The sequence below is a fragment of the Paenibacillus sp. FSL W8-0194 genome (genome assembly GCF_037969745.1).
Taxonomy (GTDB): Bacteria; Bacillota; Bacilli; order Paenibacillales; family Paenibacillaceae; genus Paenibacillus_AQ; species Paenibacillus_AQ cookii.
Genome location: NZ_CP150205.1, coordinates 3,653,154 through 3,670,067, shown reverse-complemented (window position 1 = coordinate 3,670,067; position 16,914 = coordinate 3,653,154). Strand labels below are relative to the sequence as shown.

Sequence of the window (16,914 nt, the reverse complement as noted above, 5' to 3'; positions counted from 1 at the left end):
AAGGGAACCGGCCCGACGATAACCAACTTTAGGGGGATTTTATTTGACAAATTTAACGCAATACGGTTGGAATGACCATTGGGACAAGGAATGGAGCAAGGAAGACCGCGGACTCCATCGGCCCGGACGCATCACCGCCGATTTTGGACAGAAATTCAAGGTATGCACGGAAGAAGGCGAAGCATGGGGCGAGATGTCCGGCAAGATGAAACATGGGCTTCAGAGTGGAGCCCCTTATCCAGCCGTCGGCGACTGGGTGGAGTTTCAAATGCTTGAAGGGGAAGACCGGGGCGTGATCCACGGCATCCTTGACCGGAAAACGAACATTTCCAGGCAAAAGGCCGGGGCGAAATCGGCGCAGGAGCAGCTGATTGCCGCCAACGTCGATGTGCTGTTCCTGGTTACCTCCCTGAACGACGATTACAATCCGCGGAGAATGGAGCGGTACCTCATTATGGCCTGGAACAGCGGCGTTAACCCGGTCATTCTTTTAAGCAAGGCCGACCTGTGCGATGACGCCGACATCAAAGCCGCGGAAATGGAGTTGATCGCGCCGGGCGTGCCGGTTCATGTGGTGAGCGCCCTGGAGGACAGCGGAAAAGAAGCGGTTATCGGTTATTTGAAAGAAGGGGTGACGGTGGCGCTTACGGGTTCGTCCGGCTGCGGAAAATCGACGATCGTCAATTGGCTGGCGGAAACAAGCGCCCAGCGGACGCAGGGCATCCGCGAGGATGACAGCCGGGGACGCCATACGACGACGCACCGTCAGCTGTTTCTTCTGCCGCAAGGCGGTTTAATGGTGGATACGCCCGGCATGCGGGAGCTGCAGTTATACGACGACGACGGCGGAGGCTGGGAGCAGGCGTTTGCCGACATCGAGGCGATCGGCAGATCCTGCCGTTTTGCCGACTGCCGGCATGAGCGGGAAGCGGGCTGCGCGGTGCGCGCGGCGGTGGAATCCGGCGAGCTCGATGCCAAACGGCTGCAAAATTACCGGAAAACCCAGCGCGAGCTCGAATTTCAGATGAAAAAGGAAGCGCGCGGCCAGCGCAAAATGAACCGGACGGATCGGTCGGGAAAGGACCCCGTGCGGCGCAAATCTTCCTATTGGAACCAGCGTCTGCACGATGAATAGGATTCTTCCCCTGCCGGGCAGCAGAGCGGCTTGATTTCCGTGAAAGGGCTTTCGAAGCGGGGTATAATCAGGCTTGCCCGATCCATATATAGATAATGAAGGAAGCTGCGGGAGGTGGAGAGTGTGGGGTTTGTGCACTTGTTTTGGGGATTTTTGTTTCTGATCGATATCCGCATCAACCAATTCGACATTTTGCCGGACGTGATCGGGTACGTGCTCTTCTTTCTCGGTTTCGTCAAGCTGGAGCGCAGGTCCAGCCATTTTCGGAGCGCCAAAACCGTATCGGTCGCCTTGATCATTCTTTCGGTCGTCACGCTGATCCTGGAGCTGTCGCCGCCAACGTCATGGCTGTTTATGTTCCTGTATCATGCCGTGGTTTTCATTTTGAATCTGTACATGGTGTTTCATATCTGCTACGGGATCGGCGACATGGCCGGGCGAAAGGGGCACCGGGCGTTCCAGAACAAGGCCGTGCAGCGCTGGCGGTGGTTTCTTGCCGTCATCGCCGCTACGTTCGTCGTCATGCTGATTGCGCCGCTCGTTCCGGGGCTGGCCATTGTCCTGGCGCTTGCGCTGATGATCGCTTCCGTCTGCATTCACGTGCTGATGATGCTGCTGATGCAGGAGGCGGAGCATGTGCTTCGCCGCTAGTAACGACTGCGGCCCAGGCGGGCCGTAAAGCCCGTTCGCCGTTTGCTTGGACGAAGGGCGAAGCGTATGACGCAGACCCATCCCAAAAAGGAGCTCCGGATGACCGGGCTCCTTTATTTTGCGCGCAAAAAATCCCTCTTAATAGAGGGACAATGCGAGCGTGTCGTTTTCGCTTTTGCTGTGAAGAATGGCTTCGGAGCCTTCGATTTCGATGCTGATCAAGGAATCCAGGCATTTTTTGAGCGCTCTTTTGCCGTATTGAATCTTATTTTCCAAGGTGCCGCTGAGCAGCTTAAGTATTTTTTGAACGGATTGTTTGTTTTCAGTGGTAAAATATACAGGGATAAGTTTGTTTTGAAAACTGATTAGCATTCTCATAGAAAATCACCTCATTCGTGTTATTCCACAATTGCATTGTAAACCCCGATTATTAAAAAAACCTTAAAGAAAGCTTATAAATACTTAAATTGCATAAAATTTTCAAACTTTTTTCAAAGATTTAAAGAATGCGAATTATATGAGATAATAGAGTTGAATCCGCTTGTCGGAGGGAATTCTTTCACTAAAACGAAACCGACGTACGATGAAAATAGCCGTAAAAACCTATATCATTTCATGGTTCCATCATTTAAAATAGTTAATTTGTCACAAATTGACATGATTCGGAGCGGATGATACATTATCATAGAAGTTATTGCATCTTGCGAATCATAGATTTGCAGGGAACAAGAGGTGTAAAATAATGATTCTTACCGTGGTCAAAAGCCGACTGGGACGGGATTGGTTCGATATCGACGTTCCGGACGACTATCCCGTACTTCAGTTGAAGGAAATGCTGGGCATGAGGGTGTACGGCGAAGCGCCCCGTGCCGGGCAGCAATATATATTGGAAGGGAAATTTCCGGACGGGCTGTGGTTTACGATCCGCGATCCGCAGGACGTGGCCGGGGCCGGGTTAAGGGAAGGGTGCCTGATCCGCCTGCAGCGCGCTTTTTCGACGACCGACGAGGAGGCGCCGGTATTCGGGAAAAGAAGCCTGTTTCAACATGATTCGATCGGGGTAATGGAGGATTAAGGGTTGAAATCTATGCAAATCAAATTACATAACCATGTTTGGGAAAGCAGAGGAGGAGCTGACGCATCGTGAATGTGTTGTACCAGCGCTCGCCGCGAATCAAACCGGCGCTGAAGGAGGAGACGGTCGAAATTCCGAAGCCGCAGAACGAACCGAGCAAACCTTCGTTTTCGCTCATCTCGATTCTGCTGCCCGCCGTCATGACCGTCTTCAGCATCGGATTTTATATATACATGAGCATGACCGGAAAAATGGGTAACCCCAATTATATGATGTTCCAAATGGTGTCCGTGACGATGATGTTGACGTCGTATACGGTTCCGTTTTTCGTCTACTTGGGCAACAAAAAGAAATACAACGAGCAGCTCAAAGAGCGGGTACGCCTGTATCATGCCGAGCTCGGCAAGCATAGGGAAGAACTGGCCGCAGGGCATAAGGAGCAGGTGGACGTGCTGTTTGAGGTTCACGGGGATCCGGATGTCTGCTTTCATATTGTCAAAAACCGAAGCAGCGTGTTATGGGAACGTTCCTTCGGGGACGACGATTTTTTGCATACGCGAATCGGAACGGGCCAGGTCCCGTTTTACATGAAGGTCAACGCGCCCCGTCCCGACGGGTATGTCAAAGATCCTCTGATCGAAGCGGCGCAGGAGCTTGCCAGCGAATTCGAAACGGTGCCGGACGCGCCGATCGCGCTGCCGCTGTTTCAGGCGAAGGTGGTCGGGATCGTGGGGGACCGGGATTCGGTCATGAACGCCCTGCGGGTCATCGTCGCGCAAATGACGGTCCGCCATTCGCCGGATGAGGTCAAGCTGGCCGCTTTTTATGAGGAAAAAGATGCCGAAGAATGGGATTGGATGCGATGGCTGCCCCATACCTGGGACGAAAGCCGCAGCTACCGCTATATGTCGGATCGGCGAAGCACCGCCCACCAGCTTGCGGATGAGCTGTTCCAGCGGTTGGGACGCCGCAAGTCCTCCCGCCACGAGCAGAAAAAAAAGACGGCTCAACTGCCGATCCAGGTCGTCCTGCTGTCCAGCGGGCAGCTGATCGAAGAAGAGCCGCTGCTGCCGCTCCTGCTGGAGGATGCCGCTGAAATCGACGCATGCACCATCATTTGTTCCGACCGGAAGGAGACGCTCCCGATGCAGTGCCATCTGATCGTGGACGTCGGCCGGAGCGAAGGGCAATATTCGTTGAAACGCGAGGACGGGGCGTTCGACCAGGTAAGCTTCGTCCCGGACATGCTCACGCTGGAAAGAGCGGAAGCGCTGACCCGTTACATGGCCCCGATCCGGCTCAAGCGGTCGCTTGCGTCGGACATCCCGGACGTGCTGACGTTATTCGAAATGCTGAATATCAAAAAAGCGGCCGACCTGGACGTAAAGCAGCGCTGGAGAAACAACCGTTATCCGGAAAGCCTGCCCGTCCCGTTTGGCGTACGCGCGGGCGGCAAAAAGATCAATTTGAACATTCATGATAAAATAGAACGGCAGGGGCACGGCCCGCACGGCCTGATCGCCGGCACGACCGGTTCGGGCAAAAGCGAGGTCATCCAGTCGATCGTCGCTTCGCTGGCCGCCGAGTTCCATCCGCATGACCTTGCTTTCATGCTGATCGACTACAAAGGCGGGGGCATGTCCAACACGTTCGTCGACTTGCCCCATGTCGTCGGAACGATCACCAACTTGAGCAGCGGGCTCATGGAACGGGCGAAGGTTTCGCTCAAAGCGGAGCTGGTCAGACGGCAAAAAATATTGAACGATGCCGGAAACCTGCAGCACATCGACGAATATTACAAGCTTTTGAAGCGCGAGGGCGGCCGGCCGCTCCCGCATTTGGTGATCATTATCGACGAGTTCGCGCAGCTCAAAAAGGATCAGCCGGAATTCATGGACGAACTGATCAGCATCGCGGCCATCGGCCGTACGCTGGGCGTGCATTTGATCCTGGCGACCCAGAAACCGGCGGGCGTCGTTGACGATAAAATATGGAGCAACGCGCGTTTCCGCATCTGCCTGCGCGTGCAGGACGAAGGCGACAGCCGCGACATGCTTAAAATACCGAACGCGGCCTGGATCAACAAACCCGGACGGGGTTATTTCCAGGTGGGCAGCGACGAAATATTCGAGGAAATGCAGTTTGCCTGGAGCGGCGCGCCCTACGTGGAGCAGACGGATTCTCCGGGGCGGGTCGTTCCGACCGAAATCGCTTTGAACGGGAAACGGGAAAATCTGCTTTCGACCAGCATGTCCGCAGCCAATTTGCAGATGGAGCAGCCTCCGAAACAGCTTCAAGTATTCATCGACAGACTTGCCGAAGCGGCCAGGGAGGAAGGCATCGAGCGCCTGCAAGGGCCATGGCTTCCGCCGCTGCCGGAAAGGCTGGAACTCGAGGAGCTGGCGGAGCGGGCATCCGAGCCCGAATGCGGCGAATTGGAAGGGGTCGTCGGCATCGTCGACGATCTGCCGAACCAAAGCCAGCGTCCGCTGCGTATTCCGATGCAGCAAGGGCATTGGGCGGTCTACGGCATGCCGGGACTGGGCAAGACGACCTTCGTGCAGACGCTGCTGATGTCGCTCGCCCAAGCCTATTCTCCGGACGCGTGGCACGGATACATCGTGGACATGGGACGAATGATGAGGGATTTCGCCAAGCTGCCGCAAATCGGCGGGGTGATGATGGCCGAAGAGGACGACCGGATCAAGCGGCTGTTCCTCTTTCTGGTCAAAACGATATCGGAGCGCAAAGAGCTGTTCGCCGACGCCGGCGTGAAGACGGCCGCCGCTTACCGGCGGGCGCGAAACGCGGTTTTGCCGCAGTTTATCGTCGTCATCGACGGATATTTGAATTTCCGGAACTCCTATCCCGAGGAAAACGAACTGCTGGAGTTCATTTTGCGCGAAGGCGGAAATCTGGGCATCACCTTTGTGCTGACCTCGAACCGCATTTCGGACATATTCGAAAAAGTACGCAGCAATATCGCCAACGCGGTAACCTTCGAGCTTGCGGATCCGGCGGATTATTATTATGCCGTCGGCCGGCCGGCAAGGAATCCGGGCTCCATGCCGCCGGGCAGGGGCCTTGCGAAGGGTCATACCCCGCCGCTTGAATTTCAGGCCGCGCTGCCGGCCAGCGGCGACGACGAAGCCGGACGGTCGGTCGAGCTTCGCAAGCAGATCCAAAGCATCGAGTCCCGGTATCCGGCCGGGAACGTCCGGAAAATCGAGAAGCTGCCGGAGCGGATCCGGCTGCATGAGCTGATGCCGCATGCGGCCAGCTTTAAGCCGGAACATGGTCCCGTCGCTTCGTTTAAAGTACCCGTAGGCTTGTATACGGATGATTTGGAGCCTTTCGAGGCGGACCTGCAGGAAGGACCGCACTTTATCGTTGCCAGCCCGATGGAGGGCGGAAAAACGGCCTTCATGCTGAGCTGGATGCTTTCGCTGGCCTATCATTATTCCCCGGAGCAGCTGCAAATGTACACGGTCGATGCCAGGTACGGCAGCCGGGGGCTCTCCCAAATCGGCAGACTCCCGCATGTGCAGGCGTCGGCCACGAGGGAAGAAGAGCTTGCCGCGCTGATCGGACAAGTTTTTGAGCTGGTGCAGCGCCGCAGCGGCGGGGAGGAAGGGCCTGCCATCCTTTTGGCGATCGATGATGCGGATATTTTGGCTAAACAATTAAACGACTTTACGATAAAAGATCAACTGGGAGCGATTGTGCGCCTTGGACGGGATCGGAACGTGCATGTTTTGCTTTCCGGCGTTCCGGCCGATTTCCCTACGTTCGGAGCGGATTGGTTCAATGACGTCAAAGCTTGCCAAAGCGGATTTTTATTCGGGACTTTGGACCCTAACGATTTGTCGTTCTTCCGGATTCCTTTTTCGGAATCGAGTCAGGCTCCAGGAGGCTTGAAGATCCTGCCGCCGGGACAGGGGTACTACATAAAGCGGAAATTTACCAGGGTAAAAGCCGCGGTTCCGTTTGATGACGAGTGGGACGGCAGACGATGGGCGGAAATAATTCGCGACCGATGGCATGTTGTTGTTTGAGGGGAGGTGGCTCATAATGTTGACGATTCATGCTTCCAAACAGGATACGATTACGCTTGATAATAGAGAGTTCTTTTTCCTTGCCGGAATATTGGGTTCCGACCGCCTGCTGGGCGTGGAGGACCCGTTCCAAGGTTATCTGGCGCAGGAAATTGCCGATGAATGGGACGATGTCAAAAGATCCCTTCTGGAAAAAGGCTACCTCGTCGAGGAAGACGACGGCAGCCTGCTGGCCATGCCGCCCAAGGTTTTTTCGCGCGTCGCGATCGCCAGTTTGGCGGAACGTTCGTGCTGGCTGCGGTATAAACGCCAAGAGGAAGCCTTCGAGGGGTATTTGCATGCAACGAATGAACGCGTCGTGCAGGTATGCAAGTCGGAGAAGGATTTGGTATACGAGCTGGATGAGCTAGGCAACGTGGAAGCGGCCTGCAGCCAGCTGGTAGACAAAATGGATTTGAAAGATTACGCTCCAGCGGAAACGCCGGCGCTCCTCCTATCCAAAAAGAAATTCGGCGAAATATACAGCCGCGTTCCGGCCCTTACTTTGGATGAGCTCGGAGACGAGCTTGCGGCCGCGACCAATGACGCGGAGGGCTCCATAGCCCTTGCCCGGTGCCTGAAGTTCCGGACGGGGGAAGGTGAGCTGCATTTTTCCACTTGGACGGGAAGTCGATGGGAGACGCAAAGCGCCGCTTTTGTGGTAAACGATACGATGAACTGGCTTGTCCGCATGAGCCTGAGGGGAGATCAAGACTGGCTGACCGCCAGTCCTGCCAGCAAACTACAATTTCAAGAGATGCTGCTTCTATGGTTGAAGCAGTCTGCAGAATCAGATGGAAGGTGATGGTCCGTGCGTATTTCTGTCGAACCGGAAGCACTCCGGGCATTAAGTCGTCAACTGGAGCAAAGCGGCGAGCAAATCCGCCAATTAACCGCGTTATTGAATCAGGCTTTGGGATCGCTCATATGGGAAACTTCTATCCGGGAATCTCTCTTGAACGAGTGGCAGGCCGCGAATCAGCAGGGTGAACAGATTTCGTCCATGTTAAGAGAAATGGGCAGAAACGTGCACAAAAAAGCGGGGATGTTCCAGTCGGCGGACGAACAGCATCATTCTTTTTTGGGAAACTCCGCGCTATACCATTCCCCGGTCGCGATGTTCCGCGCCGTGGGCGTTCAGGGGGACGGTTCCATCCTGCCGGGGTACGGCGGGCGCGGCATCCCGATCTCGAACCCGTCGTCGGCGGTTATGGCCGTACAAGCGCATAACGGCGACGAGGACGGCCTCAATGTCGGATGGGGATACCAGGGGCCTACGCCTGCGGGGTGGGCGACGCTGGGATACGGCGCGCTGATGGTAGGCACGATGGTCAAAAGCGGGTTTAACGTCAATATGAGAAACAACGGCTCGGTCGCCACGATCAAAGGGGCGCGTTCTCCTTTTGCCCTCAGCGAAGGCATCCGGGGAACCCGGTACACGCTGAACAACGCGGCCAAAAATCCGCAGGTATGGAAATTCGTCGATCCTAAAATCGCGGCGAAAGAAGCCCTTTCGATCAAAGGCCTCGGCGGGAAGCTGGGTTATGCCGGGCTGCTGTTCGATACGGGCGTGTCCGGCTTTCAGGATTACAAAACCGGCGGGGCGAGCCGGGCCGCGGCCAGCGTTCTGGTCAACGGCAGTTTGGGGCTCGGCACCATGGCAAGCAGCGCCGCGATCGGGGCTGCGGTCGGTTCAGCGGTGCCCGTAGCGGGAACGGCAGTCGGCGCGGTGGTGGGACTGGCGTCGGGCGTCGTCATCTCGGCAGTCACCGACATTGAAATCAACGGGAAATCGCTTAAAACCTATGCGGTGGATGCGGTAGACGCGGCCATCGACGGAACGGTCGAAGGAGTGAAGTCGGCGGCAAAAGGAATCGGCCATGCGGCCGAAGAAACCTTCAACGCCGTGTCGGATTCCGTCAAAGCGGTATCCCACGGCGCCAGCGAGTTGGCGGATCAAGTGAAAAAGAAACTCGGCAAGCTCGGGAATTTATTTGGCTAAGGATGCCTCGGCGCGTTTGAAACCCGTTTAGCGGCATCCGGCCATGCAAAGGAGTGGGAACGGTGAACGGCAATGCTCCACGGCAAAAGCAATCATTCGTTAACGATTATGCGGGAGTTTATCCGCTGCGCATCATCAGATCCCAGACGATCAGCCTGCTGCTGCTTCCCAACCTGCTGCTTCTGATCGCGGCTTTTGCGGATCCTTTCGTTCCGGTTTGGGCTTGGCTGCTGTTGGTTCCGCTAGCCGTAATGGACATCCTGGGACTGGCCGTCGTGATCTCTCCGGGAAAAATGCAGCAGTTCCATCTTTTTGTTCTGGGGGCGATCGGCATTTTGGGTTCCGCCGGTTTTGCGGCGGCTGCGAACAAGCTGGCTTATGCCACGCTGGACATTTCGTCGCCCTGGTTTCTGATCGGGTCCGCGGTTGGCTACATAGTCGTATTTGCGCTGCTTTACGGAATACATATGAGATTATTGTACAGCGGGTATTACAGCCGGGAGGAACAGGAGAAACCGGATGGAGACACACGCGGTCTGAGGAAAACGCAAGGCATCATTTTGGCCTCCTCCGGCGCCGGCGTGCTCGTCTCGTGCGTGCTGATCAAAACCTTCGGTGGATACAGCATGAAAATAACGCTGATCATCGCGCTGCTTTTTTTGTTTGCTCTTGTTTATATCATGCTTGCCGGCAATCTTCATAAATTTTATTTGCTAAGAAAAAGACGCTAGCATACAAGCTGTCATAGAGAGAGGAAGGTTGAACAAACGATGGAGGAACGGGAAATCGCGAAATCATTGCTTCCGCTCGGGTCGATCGTTCTGCTCAAAGGGGCCCAAAAGAAGCTGATGATTTACGGACGCAAGCAGATTCAAATGGAAAGCAACACATTATACGACTATCTCGGCGTGGTTTATCCGGAGGGATACATCGACCCTAACTATACTTTTTTGTTCAATCATGAGGATATCGACAAAATCGAGTTTACCGGATTTTCCAACGATGAGGAAAAAAGATTCCAAAAAATCCTGGAAGATGTTTCAATCGGATAAGGAAGCGGGTAAAAAGACTCAGGACCAGGGACTTTTGATGAAGCCGGTCGTTTATAGTATATTCGACTACGATAATCATTGAATTTGAAGGAGGAGCAATATGGCAGGACGTATTTTAATTACCCCGGAACAGGTGGACGCGGTTGCAAACCAATTCAAGCAAGGCGGCCAGCAAAGCCAGCAAATCGTGAGCAGCCTGACCCAGGCGATCCACGGCATGGAAGGTCAATGGGAAGGGATGACCAAGCAGCGTTTCTTCCAGGAATTCCAGGAAGCGAACAAGCAAATGCAATCTTTCGTTCAAATTTTGAACAATATCAGTCAGGAATTGACTGCCATCGCACAGAAATTCCGCACGGTCGACGAATCCCGCTAAGTTATGGTTTAATAGGACTAAGGGGATCGGGTTGAACTATTTTTAATAAAGTATGACGAGACCGGGTGTTCTTGAACTCCCGGTTTTCTGCCAAGTAAAAGTGTTTTGGTCTGGAGGTCCCCCCACTTATTGCATGAGAATAATCGTACAAAGCGATAGCTCCACCTGAGTGGGGTTATTTTGCGGTCTATATCTGTTGTCGGATAAAGAGAGGGGATATCTATGTCTTTTCAACCCAATGCGGGTGACACTATTTCTATTAACGGTAAAACCTATACGGTAGGCCAGCATCCGGCCGCCCCGGGTTTGGCGTACGCCCAGGCCGGCAGGCAGGGGATCGTTTACCAGCTCATCCCGCAAAACGGCGGGCCGGAAGAGGCGAAGGCGCTGAAAGTGTTTTTTCCGAAATTTCGGATTCCCGCGATGGTCTACCAGTCGGAGACGATGGAGATTTACAGCGAAAGCCCCGGCTTGCAGGTCTGCAAACGAGACGTGCTCACTCCCGAAAGAAACGGAGAACTCATCACCGAACATCCCGACTTGCTGTATGCCGTCCTGATGCCCTGGGTCCATGGGGTGACCTGGTTCGACATCATCGCCGAGCAAAAACAGCTCAAGCGGACGGAAAGCCTTGCGCTTGCCAAAGCGCTTGCGGCGATCGGTTCGGGGATGGAACAACGCGGGCTGGCGCATTGCGACCTGTCTGCCCCGAACGTCATGCTTCCGTTTTTTTCAGAAGTCGATATGCCGGGCAAAAAATCCGTTGTCGAGCTGGTGGACGTGGAACAGATGTACAGTCCCAAAATGGACCGGCCGGATGTGCTTTTGTCGGGTTCTCCCGGCTACGCGGCGCATCGCACGGTGCAAAGCGGGCTGTGGAGCGCTTATGCGGACCGTTTTGCAGGGGCGATCATCATTGCCGAAATGCTGGGCTGGTGCGATCCGCACGTGGTGGAAAAAGCATGGGGAGAAAGCTACTTCGATCAGCATGAGATGCAGAATCCTTGCGAACGGTATTTCGTCCTGAAAAAATCGCTGGAGCGCAATTGGGGGACGAAAGTCTCGGAACTGTTCGCCCGGGCCTGGGAAAGCCAGGACATCAGCAGCTGTCCGACGTTCGGCGAGTGGCTGGTCGTTCTTTCCTCCATGAACGGGAACGAGCTGCCGCAACCCCAAACGGAGGCTGCACCGGCGGCGGACCCGGGGAAAGCAGAAGCGGCGGGTCCCCGCTCGAAAGGGGCGCTGGAAACCGCGGCAGCGGCAGCGGCTTTGCCTGACATGGAGGAGCAAGCGCCGCGGCGAACAGCAGCTGGCGCCGCTGAGTCGGGCAACGAACATGGAGTCGTCGACCGTTTGTTTAATCAGGCACGGGAGATGGAGCAAAAGGGGGATCTGAAAGGAGCCCTTGAAGTGTACCGGTCTGCGCATCATTTCGTTCCGGCCGGTTCGCCGATGCAGGTAGAGCTGGAGGCGGCGATTGCGGGACTGGAAGATACGCTGAATCCGAAACCCGAAGAGCAGCCGTCCGGGAAGATTCCTTTTTACCGTTCGCGCAAATGGCTGGCAGCCGGAATCGCGGCTTTGATTCTGATCGTCGGTTCGGCTTTTGCGGTCAATCAGATTTTGGCCGATCGGGCCGAGCAAAAGGAAGCCGAGGCGTTAGCGAAGCAGCAGGAAGAGGCCCGGAAAGCGGAGATGCAAAAGCTGGAGGAAGAGAAGCGGAAGCAGGCCGAAGCGGAGGCGCAGCGCAAGCAGGCAGAGGAGAAACGCAAAAAGGAAGAGGCGGAAAAGAAGCGCAAGCAGGAGGAAGCCATCAAGCTGGCCAAGCAAAAAGAGGAAAAGAAGAAGCTGCAGCAGAAATACGAGCAGCAGGCCAAATACGAAGCGTATCTTGCCAAGAAAAAGCTTGCCGAAGAAAAGAAAAAAGCGGCGGAAAAGCAGCGTTTGAAGGAGCTGTACGAAAAGCAGGCCCAATACGAGGCTTACCTGAAGCAGCAGAAAATTTTGCAGGAGAAACTTGAGCAGCAAAGAATTCAGCAGGCGAAAGAAGCAGCTGCGCGCAAGCAGCAGCAGGCCAGAGAGCTGCAAAAGAGACGATCCAACCAGGTGGTGCAGCTGATCGCCTCGTACAATCAGGCATACAACGCCCAAAAAACCGGGAATACGTCGAAAGCAAGGCAATATGCCCTGAATTTTATCAGCCTGTACGAAAAAGACGCCGCTTATTTCAAAACGGTAGGCAAAGTCAGCTCGCGCGCCAATGCGATCTATAAGTTTTTGGCCAATACGGGTTACATACTGCCTAATATATAATTCAGTTTAATTTTCAAAAAGGGGAGTTGAAATCGCAGATGAACTATACCATTCAGGCTTCCCAGCGCACGCCCGCGCTTATTATCTACCTGATCGACATCAGTGCTTCCATGAACATGCTGATGGATAACAAACGCCGCATCGACGTCGTATACGAAGCGCTTTCTTTGGCCATCCGGCAAATGGTGTTCCGGTCGACGAAAGGGAACCGCCTGACGCCGCGATACCGGATCGCCATCTTGGCGTACAGCGACGACGTTTACGACCTGCTGAACGGCATCAAGGGGATCGACGAAATTGCGGCGGCCGGAACGTTGCCGGATTTGACGCCGAAACGATTTTCGGATTCCGCCAAGGCGTTCCGCCAGGCAGAGCTGATTTTGCAGTCGGAGCTCCCCTCCATGCAGGATTGTCCGGCTCCGCTGGTGTGCCACATGACCGATGGCGTCGCAACGGGAGAAGATCCGGAGCCGATCGCCAGACGCATCATGAACATGAGCGTCCCGGACGGGAACGTGCTGGTGGAAAACATTTTTATTTCCGATCATATGCTCGACCAACCCATCCTTCAGCCGCGGCGCTGGAAAGGCATTCATCCGGAAACCGTGCTGCAGGACGAACATGCGGTGAAGCTGAGAAATATGTCTTCGCCGCTGCCGGAAAGCTACCGGGAGATGCTCGCCGAAGCGGATTACCAGCTCGCCCCGGGCGCGCTGATGATGCTTCCGGGCAGCTGTGCGGAGCTTGTATCCATCGGATTCCAAATGTCGGCGGCGACGCCGGTCAGAGCGTAGGAAGGGGTAAGCTATGAAAATGAATTCGGCTGCAGCGAAGGACGTCTTTATGTATGTCAGTTCCCAGTCTTCAGAGCAGCGGCTCTCCACGTACCGCGGGCGGTTTGTTTGCAGATACGCCTACGGACGGGCAATGGAAAGTTTGGTGCAGGGGGAAAAGGGACAGGATTTTGTCGGCGTCCACATCGATGGGGACGTGTGCAATTTCGTGTTATGCGACGGAGTCAGCATGAGTTACAGGGGAGATTTTGCGGCGCGGTTTCTGGGACATACGCTGCTCGAGTGGCTGGGGAAGACCCGGGAATGGTCATCGGCGGGGTTTGCCGCTTTTATGCGGGAAATTACCGTGGCCGCTTCCGCGCAGTTAAAGCAGCTGATTCCTCCCAGCGAGACGCCTTCCTTGCTCCGCGAGGTTCTTGAGGACAAGCAGCGGCTTGGCAGCCAAACGATGTACATATGCGGCCGCATCGAGCTGCCGACGTCCAAGAGAAAGCAAGGAAGGATATGGATGGCTTGGCAGGGGGATTCGCGGCTGCGGTTCTGGAGGCACGAGACGGAGATCAGCGAGCATTTCCGGGGAACGATGCAGACGAATGAACGCTGGTCGACGCTTACGGGGCCTGTCGGAGGCCAGCCGCATGTGTATCAGACCCGGCTGGAATACGGGATGCCGATGAGGCTCCAGTTATACACGGACGGGCTGGACGATCTGGACCCGATCCGCGAGCCGCTTCCCGACGAACAAATCCAGGTTCTGCTGGAAGCGCGGCATACCGGCGGGCTGCAGGACGATGCGGCATTTTTGGAGCTTAAATGGTAGCAAGGCGTTCAAGATAAAGCCGGATCATTCGGCACGGGCCGAACGGCCCGGTTTTTTTGTCCCCGGGCCAGCGTCCGGGGATTTGTTTTTTCGGGGGGCGTGATTAGACAGAACCTTTTTTTGGGTAATCTTGAGACAAATGCAACATAATAGAATCAGGACCCAAAAGGAGAGATCTAACATGAGCCAGCAGCAAATCAACAAATTGCGTTTTTCGGGCAAAACGGCCATCGTGACCGGGGCGGGTTCCGGGATCGGCAAGGCGGCAGCCGTTAAATTGGCAACGGAAGGGGCAAACGTCGCGTTGTTCGACCTGCTGGACGACCGCACTGCCCAGGCGGAAGCCGAAATCAACGCCATCCGGCCCGGCAGCGCCCGTGCCTTCGACGTCGATACTTCGGATGCCGCGCGCGTCGAAAAAGCGGTGTTGGAAACCGCGGAGCTGTTCAAGACGGTTGACATCGTGTTTGCCAACGCGGGCATCAACGGCGTGCTGTCGCCCATCGAGGACATGAAACTCGAGGATTGGCAGCATACGTTAAGCGTCAATTTGAACGGCACGTTTTTGACGGTGAAATATGCCATTCCCCATTTGAAAAAACAAGGGGGCAGCATCATCGTTACGAGCTCGATCAACGGCAACCGGACGTTTTCCAATTTCGGGATGGCGGCCTACAGCACTTCGAAGGCAGGACAAGTCGCGTTCGCGAAAATGGCGGCGCTGGAGTTGGCGAAATTCAAAATCCGCGTTAACGTCATCTGTCCGGGCGCCATCTCGACCAACATCGACCAGAGCACCGAAAAAACCGACGAACTGAAGGAAATCGTCATTCCGGTACAATACCCGCAGGGCAGCCAGCCGCTGTCGGACGGGCCGGGCACGCCGGAAAACGTAGCCGATCTCGTAGCCTTTTTGGCTTCGGACGAATCGATCCACATCACCGGCACCCAGGTATACATCGACGGAGCGGAGTCGCTTCTCCGGTAAGACGGCTTCAACCGAACCTTTTCCGCTTCCGCTGCCAGCGGTTTTCTTTCGTTTGACAGCGCCGGCGGTTCATGTTTTCATAAGGGTGGAACGCATCTTTTCAATTGGGAGGTTTCCGCCATGGGACTCATGTCTTGGCTTGCTGAAGAACGCATCCATAAGGCCATGGAACAAGGCGAGTTCAAGGATTTGGCAGGCAAAGGAAAACCGCTGGAGCTGGAAGACTTGTCGCATATTCCCGAGGACCTTCGGATGTCGTATAAAGTCATGAAAAACGCAGGAGTCATTCCGGAGGAGATGCAGCTGCAAGGCGAACTGCTGAAGCTGAGGGATTTGATATACGCCTGCGAAAACGCCGGCGAAAAAGAAAAGCTGAAACGGTCGCTGACCGAAAAAAAGCTGCGCTTCCAGATGCTTATGGAGCAACGAGGGTTAAGCGGAAGCACGGCGTTTCTGGAATACGAGCCCAAAATCCGCGGCCGCTTGGAGGATGCATAAACAGACGCCCGTATGGGCGCGCGTGCGGTTGGCCAAACCGGAAAAAACCTCTATCCTTGCCTTGAACCTATGGCGAAGGGATAGAGGTTTTTTGCCGTTATGAAGCGCCATGCAAAAGGGAAAGCATCTCGCCGGTAATGACGATCGGTTCGGAAGGAAGCTTGTCCATGCGGAAAAGCGGAATGCATTCACGGGCGGTTAACGGCTCGGGATTCGGGGTGAATCCCGCAAGCCACATCAGCCAGCCGACCAGACGCTCAGGCGCCGTTTTGCGTTCGCGCAGGGCGGCAAGGCTGGTTCCTCCATGCCGCTTGGCCAGCCTTTTGCCGTCCGGTCCCATAAATAACGGGACATGGGCGAACGACGGTGCTTCCATCCCGAGGGCTTTGTACAGCAGCAGCTGCCTCGGGACCGAATCGAGCAGGTCCGCTCCCCGGAGGACGTCCGTGATCCCCATCATGTGGTCGTCAACGACGACGGCCAGCTGGTAGGAGATCATGCGATCCGCCCGCCGGACGATAAAATCGCCGCCTGAGGCTGCATCGAACGTCTGCGTCCCCGCAACGCCGTCATGGAACACAAGCTGTTCATGCCGGACCTTAAACCGCAGGGACGGTTCTTTCACCAACGATTTGCGGTCCGCTTCTTCGCCGGTCAGGTTCCGGCAGGTACCGGGATAAGCGGGTCCCTCCGAGGACAGGCCGTGGGGAGCGCTCGCTGCCGCGAGCAGGTCGGCACGGCTGCAGAAGCAGCGGAACAAATATCCATTCTCTTGAAGCCGCTTAAGCGCTTCGTCGTAATATTCCATGCGTTCGCTTTGCGTATACGGGCCGAACGGGCCGCCGATATCCGGACCTTCGTCCCAATCGAGCCCGAGCCAATGTAAATCGTCCAGGATTTGTTTGGCGAGATGGGGTTTGGAACGCTGGGTGTCGATATCTTCCATCCGCAAAATAAAGGTCCCGTCCGCGCTTCGGATTTGCAGCCAAGACAGCAGGGCCGTCCAGGCGTTGCCGATGTGCAGTTCGCCTGAAGGCGTTGGCGCGAATCGGCCACGCGCCCGACGTGGATTCTGGCTCAATGTCATCGTCTCCTTCAAAAATGCGCTTCGTACAT

16 protein-coding genes are annotated in these 16,914 nt (G+C 55.4%); 14 read left to right on the top strand and 2 right to left on the bottom strand.

Annotated features, from left to right (window positions below; genetic code table 11):
- The first annotated feature begins 43 nt into the window (after positions 1-43).
- Together rsgA and MKY58_RS16530 are read left to right on the top strand one after the other, a co-directional pair.
- Entirely contained in the window at positions 44-1,135 is a 1,092-nt protein-coding gene (rsgA, locus tag MKY58_RS16535; RefSeq protein ID WP_339321252.1) for a ribosome small subunit-dependent GTPase A, read from the top strand.
- A gap of 123 nt (positions 1,136-1,258) precedes the next feature.
- A complete protein-coding gene (locus MKY58_RS16530; RefSeq protein ID WP_339321251.1) occupies positions 1,259-1,786 on the top strand; it encodes a hypothetical protein in 528 nt (175 codons plus the stop codon).
- 138 nt (positions 1,787-1,924) lie between these two features.
- Here the strand turns inward: MKY58_RS16530 and MKY58_RS16525 are convergent, their stop codons facing one another.
- A complete protein-coding gene (locus tag MKY58_RS16525; RefSeq protein WP_212949028.1) occupies positions 1,925-2,164 on the bottom strand; it encodes a hypothetical protein in 240 nt (79 codons plus the stop codon).
- Positions 2,165-2,528: 364 nt separating this feature from the next.
- On the opposite strand from MKY58_RS16525, the gene MKY58_RS16520 reads away from it, so the two are divergent.
- From MKY58_RS16520 to MKY58_RS16465, 12 genes are all read left to right on the top strand, one after another.
- Positions 2,529-2,861, top strand: coding sequence for a hypothetical protein (locus MKY58_RS16520; protein WP_339321250.1), 333 nt, complete (start codon positions 2,529-2,531; stop codon positions 2,859-2,861).
- A gap of 68 nt (positions 2,862-2,929) precedes the next feature.
- Positions 2,930-6,916 (top strand): type VII secretion protein EssC, encoded by a 3,987-nt coding sequence (gene essC / locus MKY58_RS16515; RefSeq protein ID WP_339321249.1) that lies wholly within the window; start codon positions 2,930-2,932, stop codon positions 6,914-6,916.
- Between the two features lie 16 nt (positions 6,917-6,932).
- On the top strand, positions 6,933-7,760 hold the full coding sequence (locus MKY58_RS16510; protein ID WP_339321248.1) for a hypothetical protein: 828 nt from the start codon (positions 6,933-6,935) through the stop codon (positions 7,758-7,760).
- Between the two features lie 6 nt (positions 7,761-7,766).
- Positions 7,767-8,957, top strand: coding sequence for a WXG100 family type VII secretion target (locus tag MKY58_RS16505; protein WP_339321247.1), 1,191 nt, complete (start codon positions 7,767-7,769; stop codon positions 8,955-8,957).
- Between the two features lie 62 nt (positions 8,958-9,019).
- Complete coding sequence (locus MKY58_RS16500) at positions 9,020-9,688, top strand: hypothetical protein (protein ID WP_339321246.1); 669 nt, start codon at positions 9,020-9,022, stop codon at positions 9,686-9,688.
- Between the two features lie 39 nt (positions 9,689-9,727).
- A complete protein-coding gene (locus MKY58_RS16495) occupies positions 9,728-10,009 on the top strand; it encodes a DUF4176 domain-containing protein (protein ID WP_339321245.1) in 282 nt (93 codons plus the stop codon).
- 100 nt (positions 10,010-10,109) lie between these two features.
- Complete coding sequence (locus MKY58_RS16490; RefSeq protein ID WP_036707112.1) at positions 10,110-10,385, top strand: WXG100 family type VII secretion target; 276 nt, start codon at positions 10,110-10,112, stop codon at positions 10,383-10,385.
- 222 nt (positions 10,386-10,607) lie between these two features.
- Entirely contained in the window at positions 10,608-12,698 is a 2,091-nt protein-coding gene (locus MKY58_RS16485; protein WP_339321244.1) for a hypothetical protein, read from the top strand.
- Between the two features lie 38 nt (positions 12,699-12,736).
- Entirely contained in the window at positions 12,737-13,492 is a 756-nt protein-coding gene (locus tag MKY58_RS16480) for a vWA domain-containing protein (RefSeq protein ID WP_036707113.1), read from the top strand.
- 13 nt (positions 13,493-13,505) lie between these two features.
- The gene (locus tag MKY58_RS16475) at positions 13,506-14,312 is read left to right on the top strand and encodes a hypothetical protein (RefSeq protein WP_339321243.1); all 807 of its coding nucleotides are present in this window, start codon (positions 13,506-13,508) and stop codon (positions 14,310-14,312) included.
- Positions 14,313-14,493: 181 nt separating this feature from the next.
- Entirely contained in the window at positions 14,494-15,300 is an 807-nt protein-coding gene (locus MKY58_RS16470) for an SDR family NAD(P)-dependent oxidoreductase (RefSeq protein WP_339321242.1), read from the top strand.
- 120 nt (positions 15,301-15,420) lie between these two features.
- On the top strand, positions 15,421-15,798 hold the full coding sequence (locus MKY58_RS16465; RefSeq protein ID WP_339321241.1) for a DnaJ family domain-containing protein: 378 nt from the start codon (positions 15,421-15,423) through the stop codon (positions 15,796-15,798).
- Positions 15,799-15,895: 97 nt separating this feature from the next.
- Here MKY58_RS16465 and gluQRS read toward each other — a convergent pair whose 3' ends face one another.
- Positions 15,896-16,879 carry a tRNA glutamyl-Q(34) synthetase GluQRS gene (gene gluQRS / locus MKY58_RS16460; protein ID WP_339321240.1) on the bottom strand — a complete coding sequence of 328 codons (984 nt, stop codon included), beginning with the start codon at positions 16,877-16,879 and terminating at the stop codon, positions 15,896-15,898.
- Between the last annotated feature and the right edge of the window lie 35 nt (positions 16,880-16,914).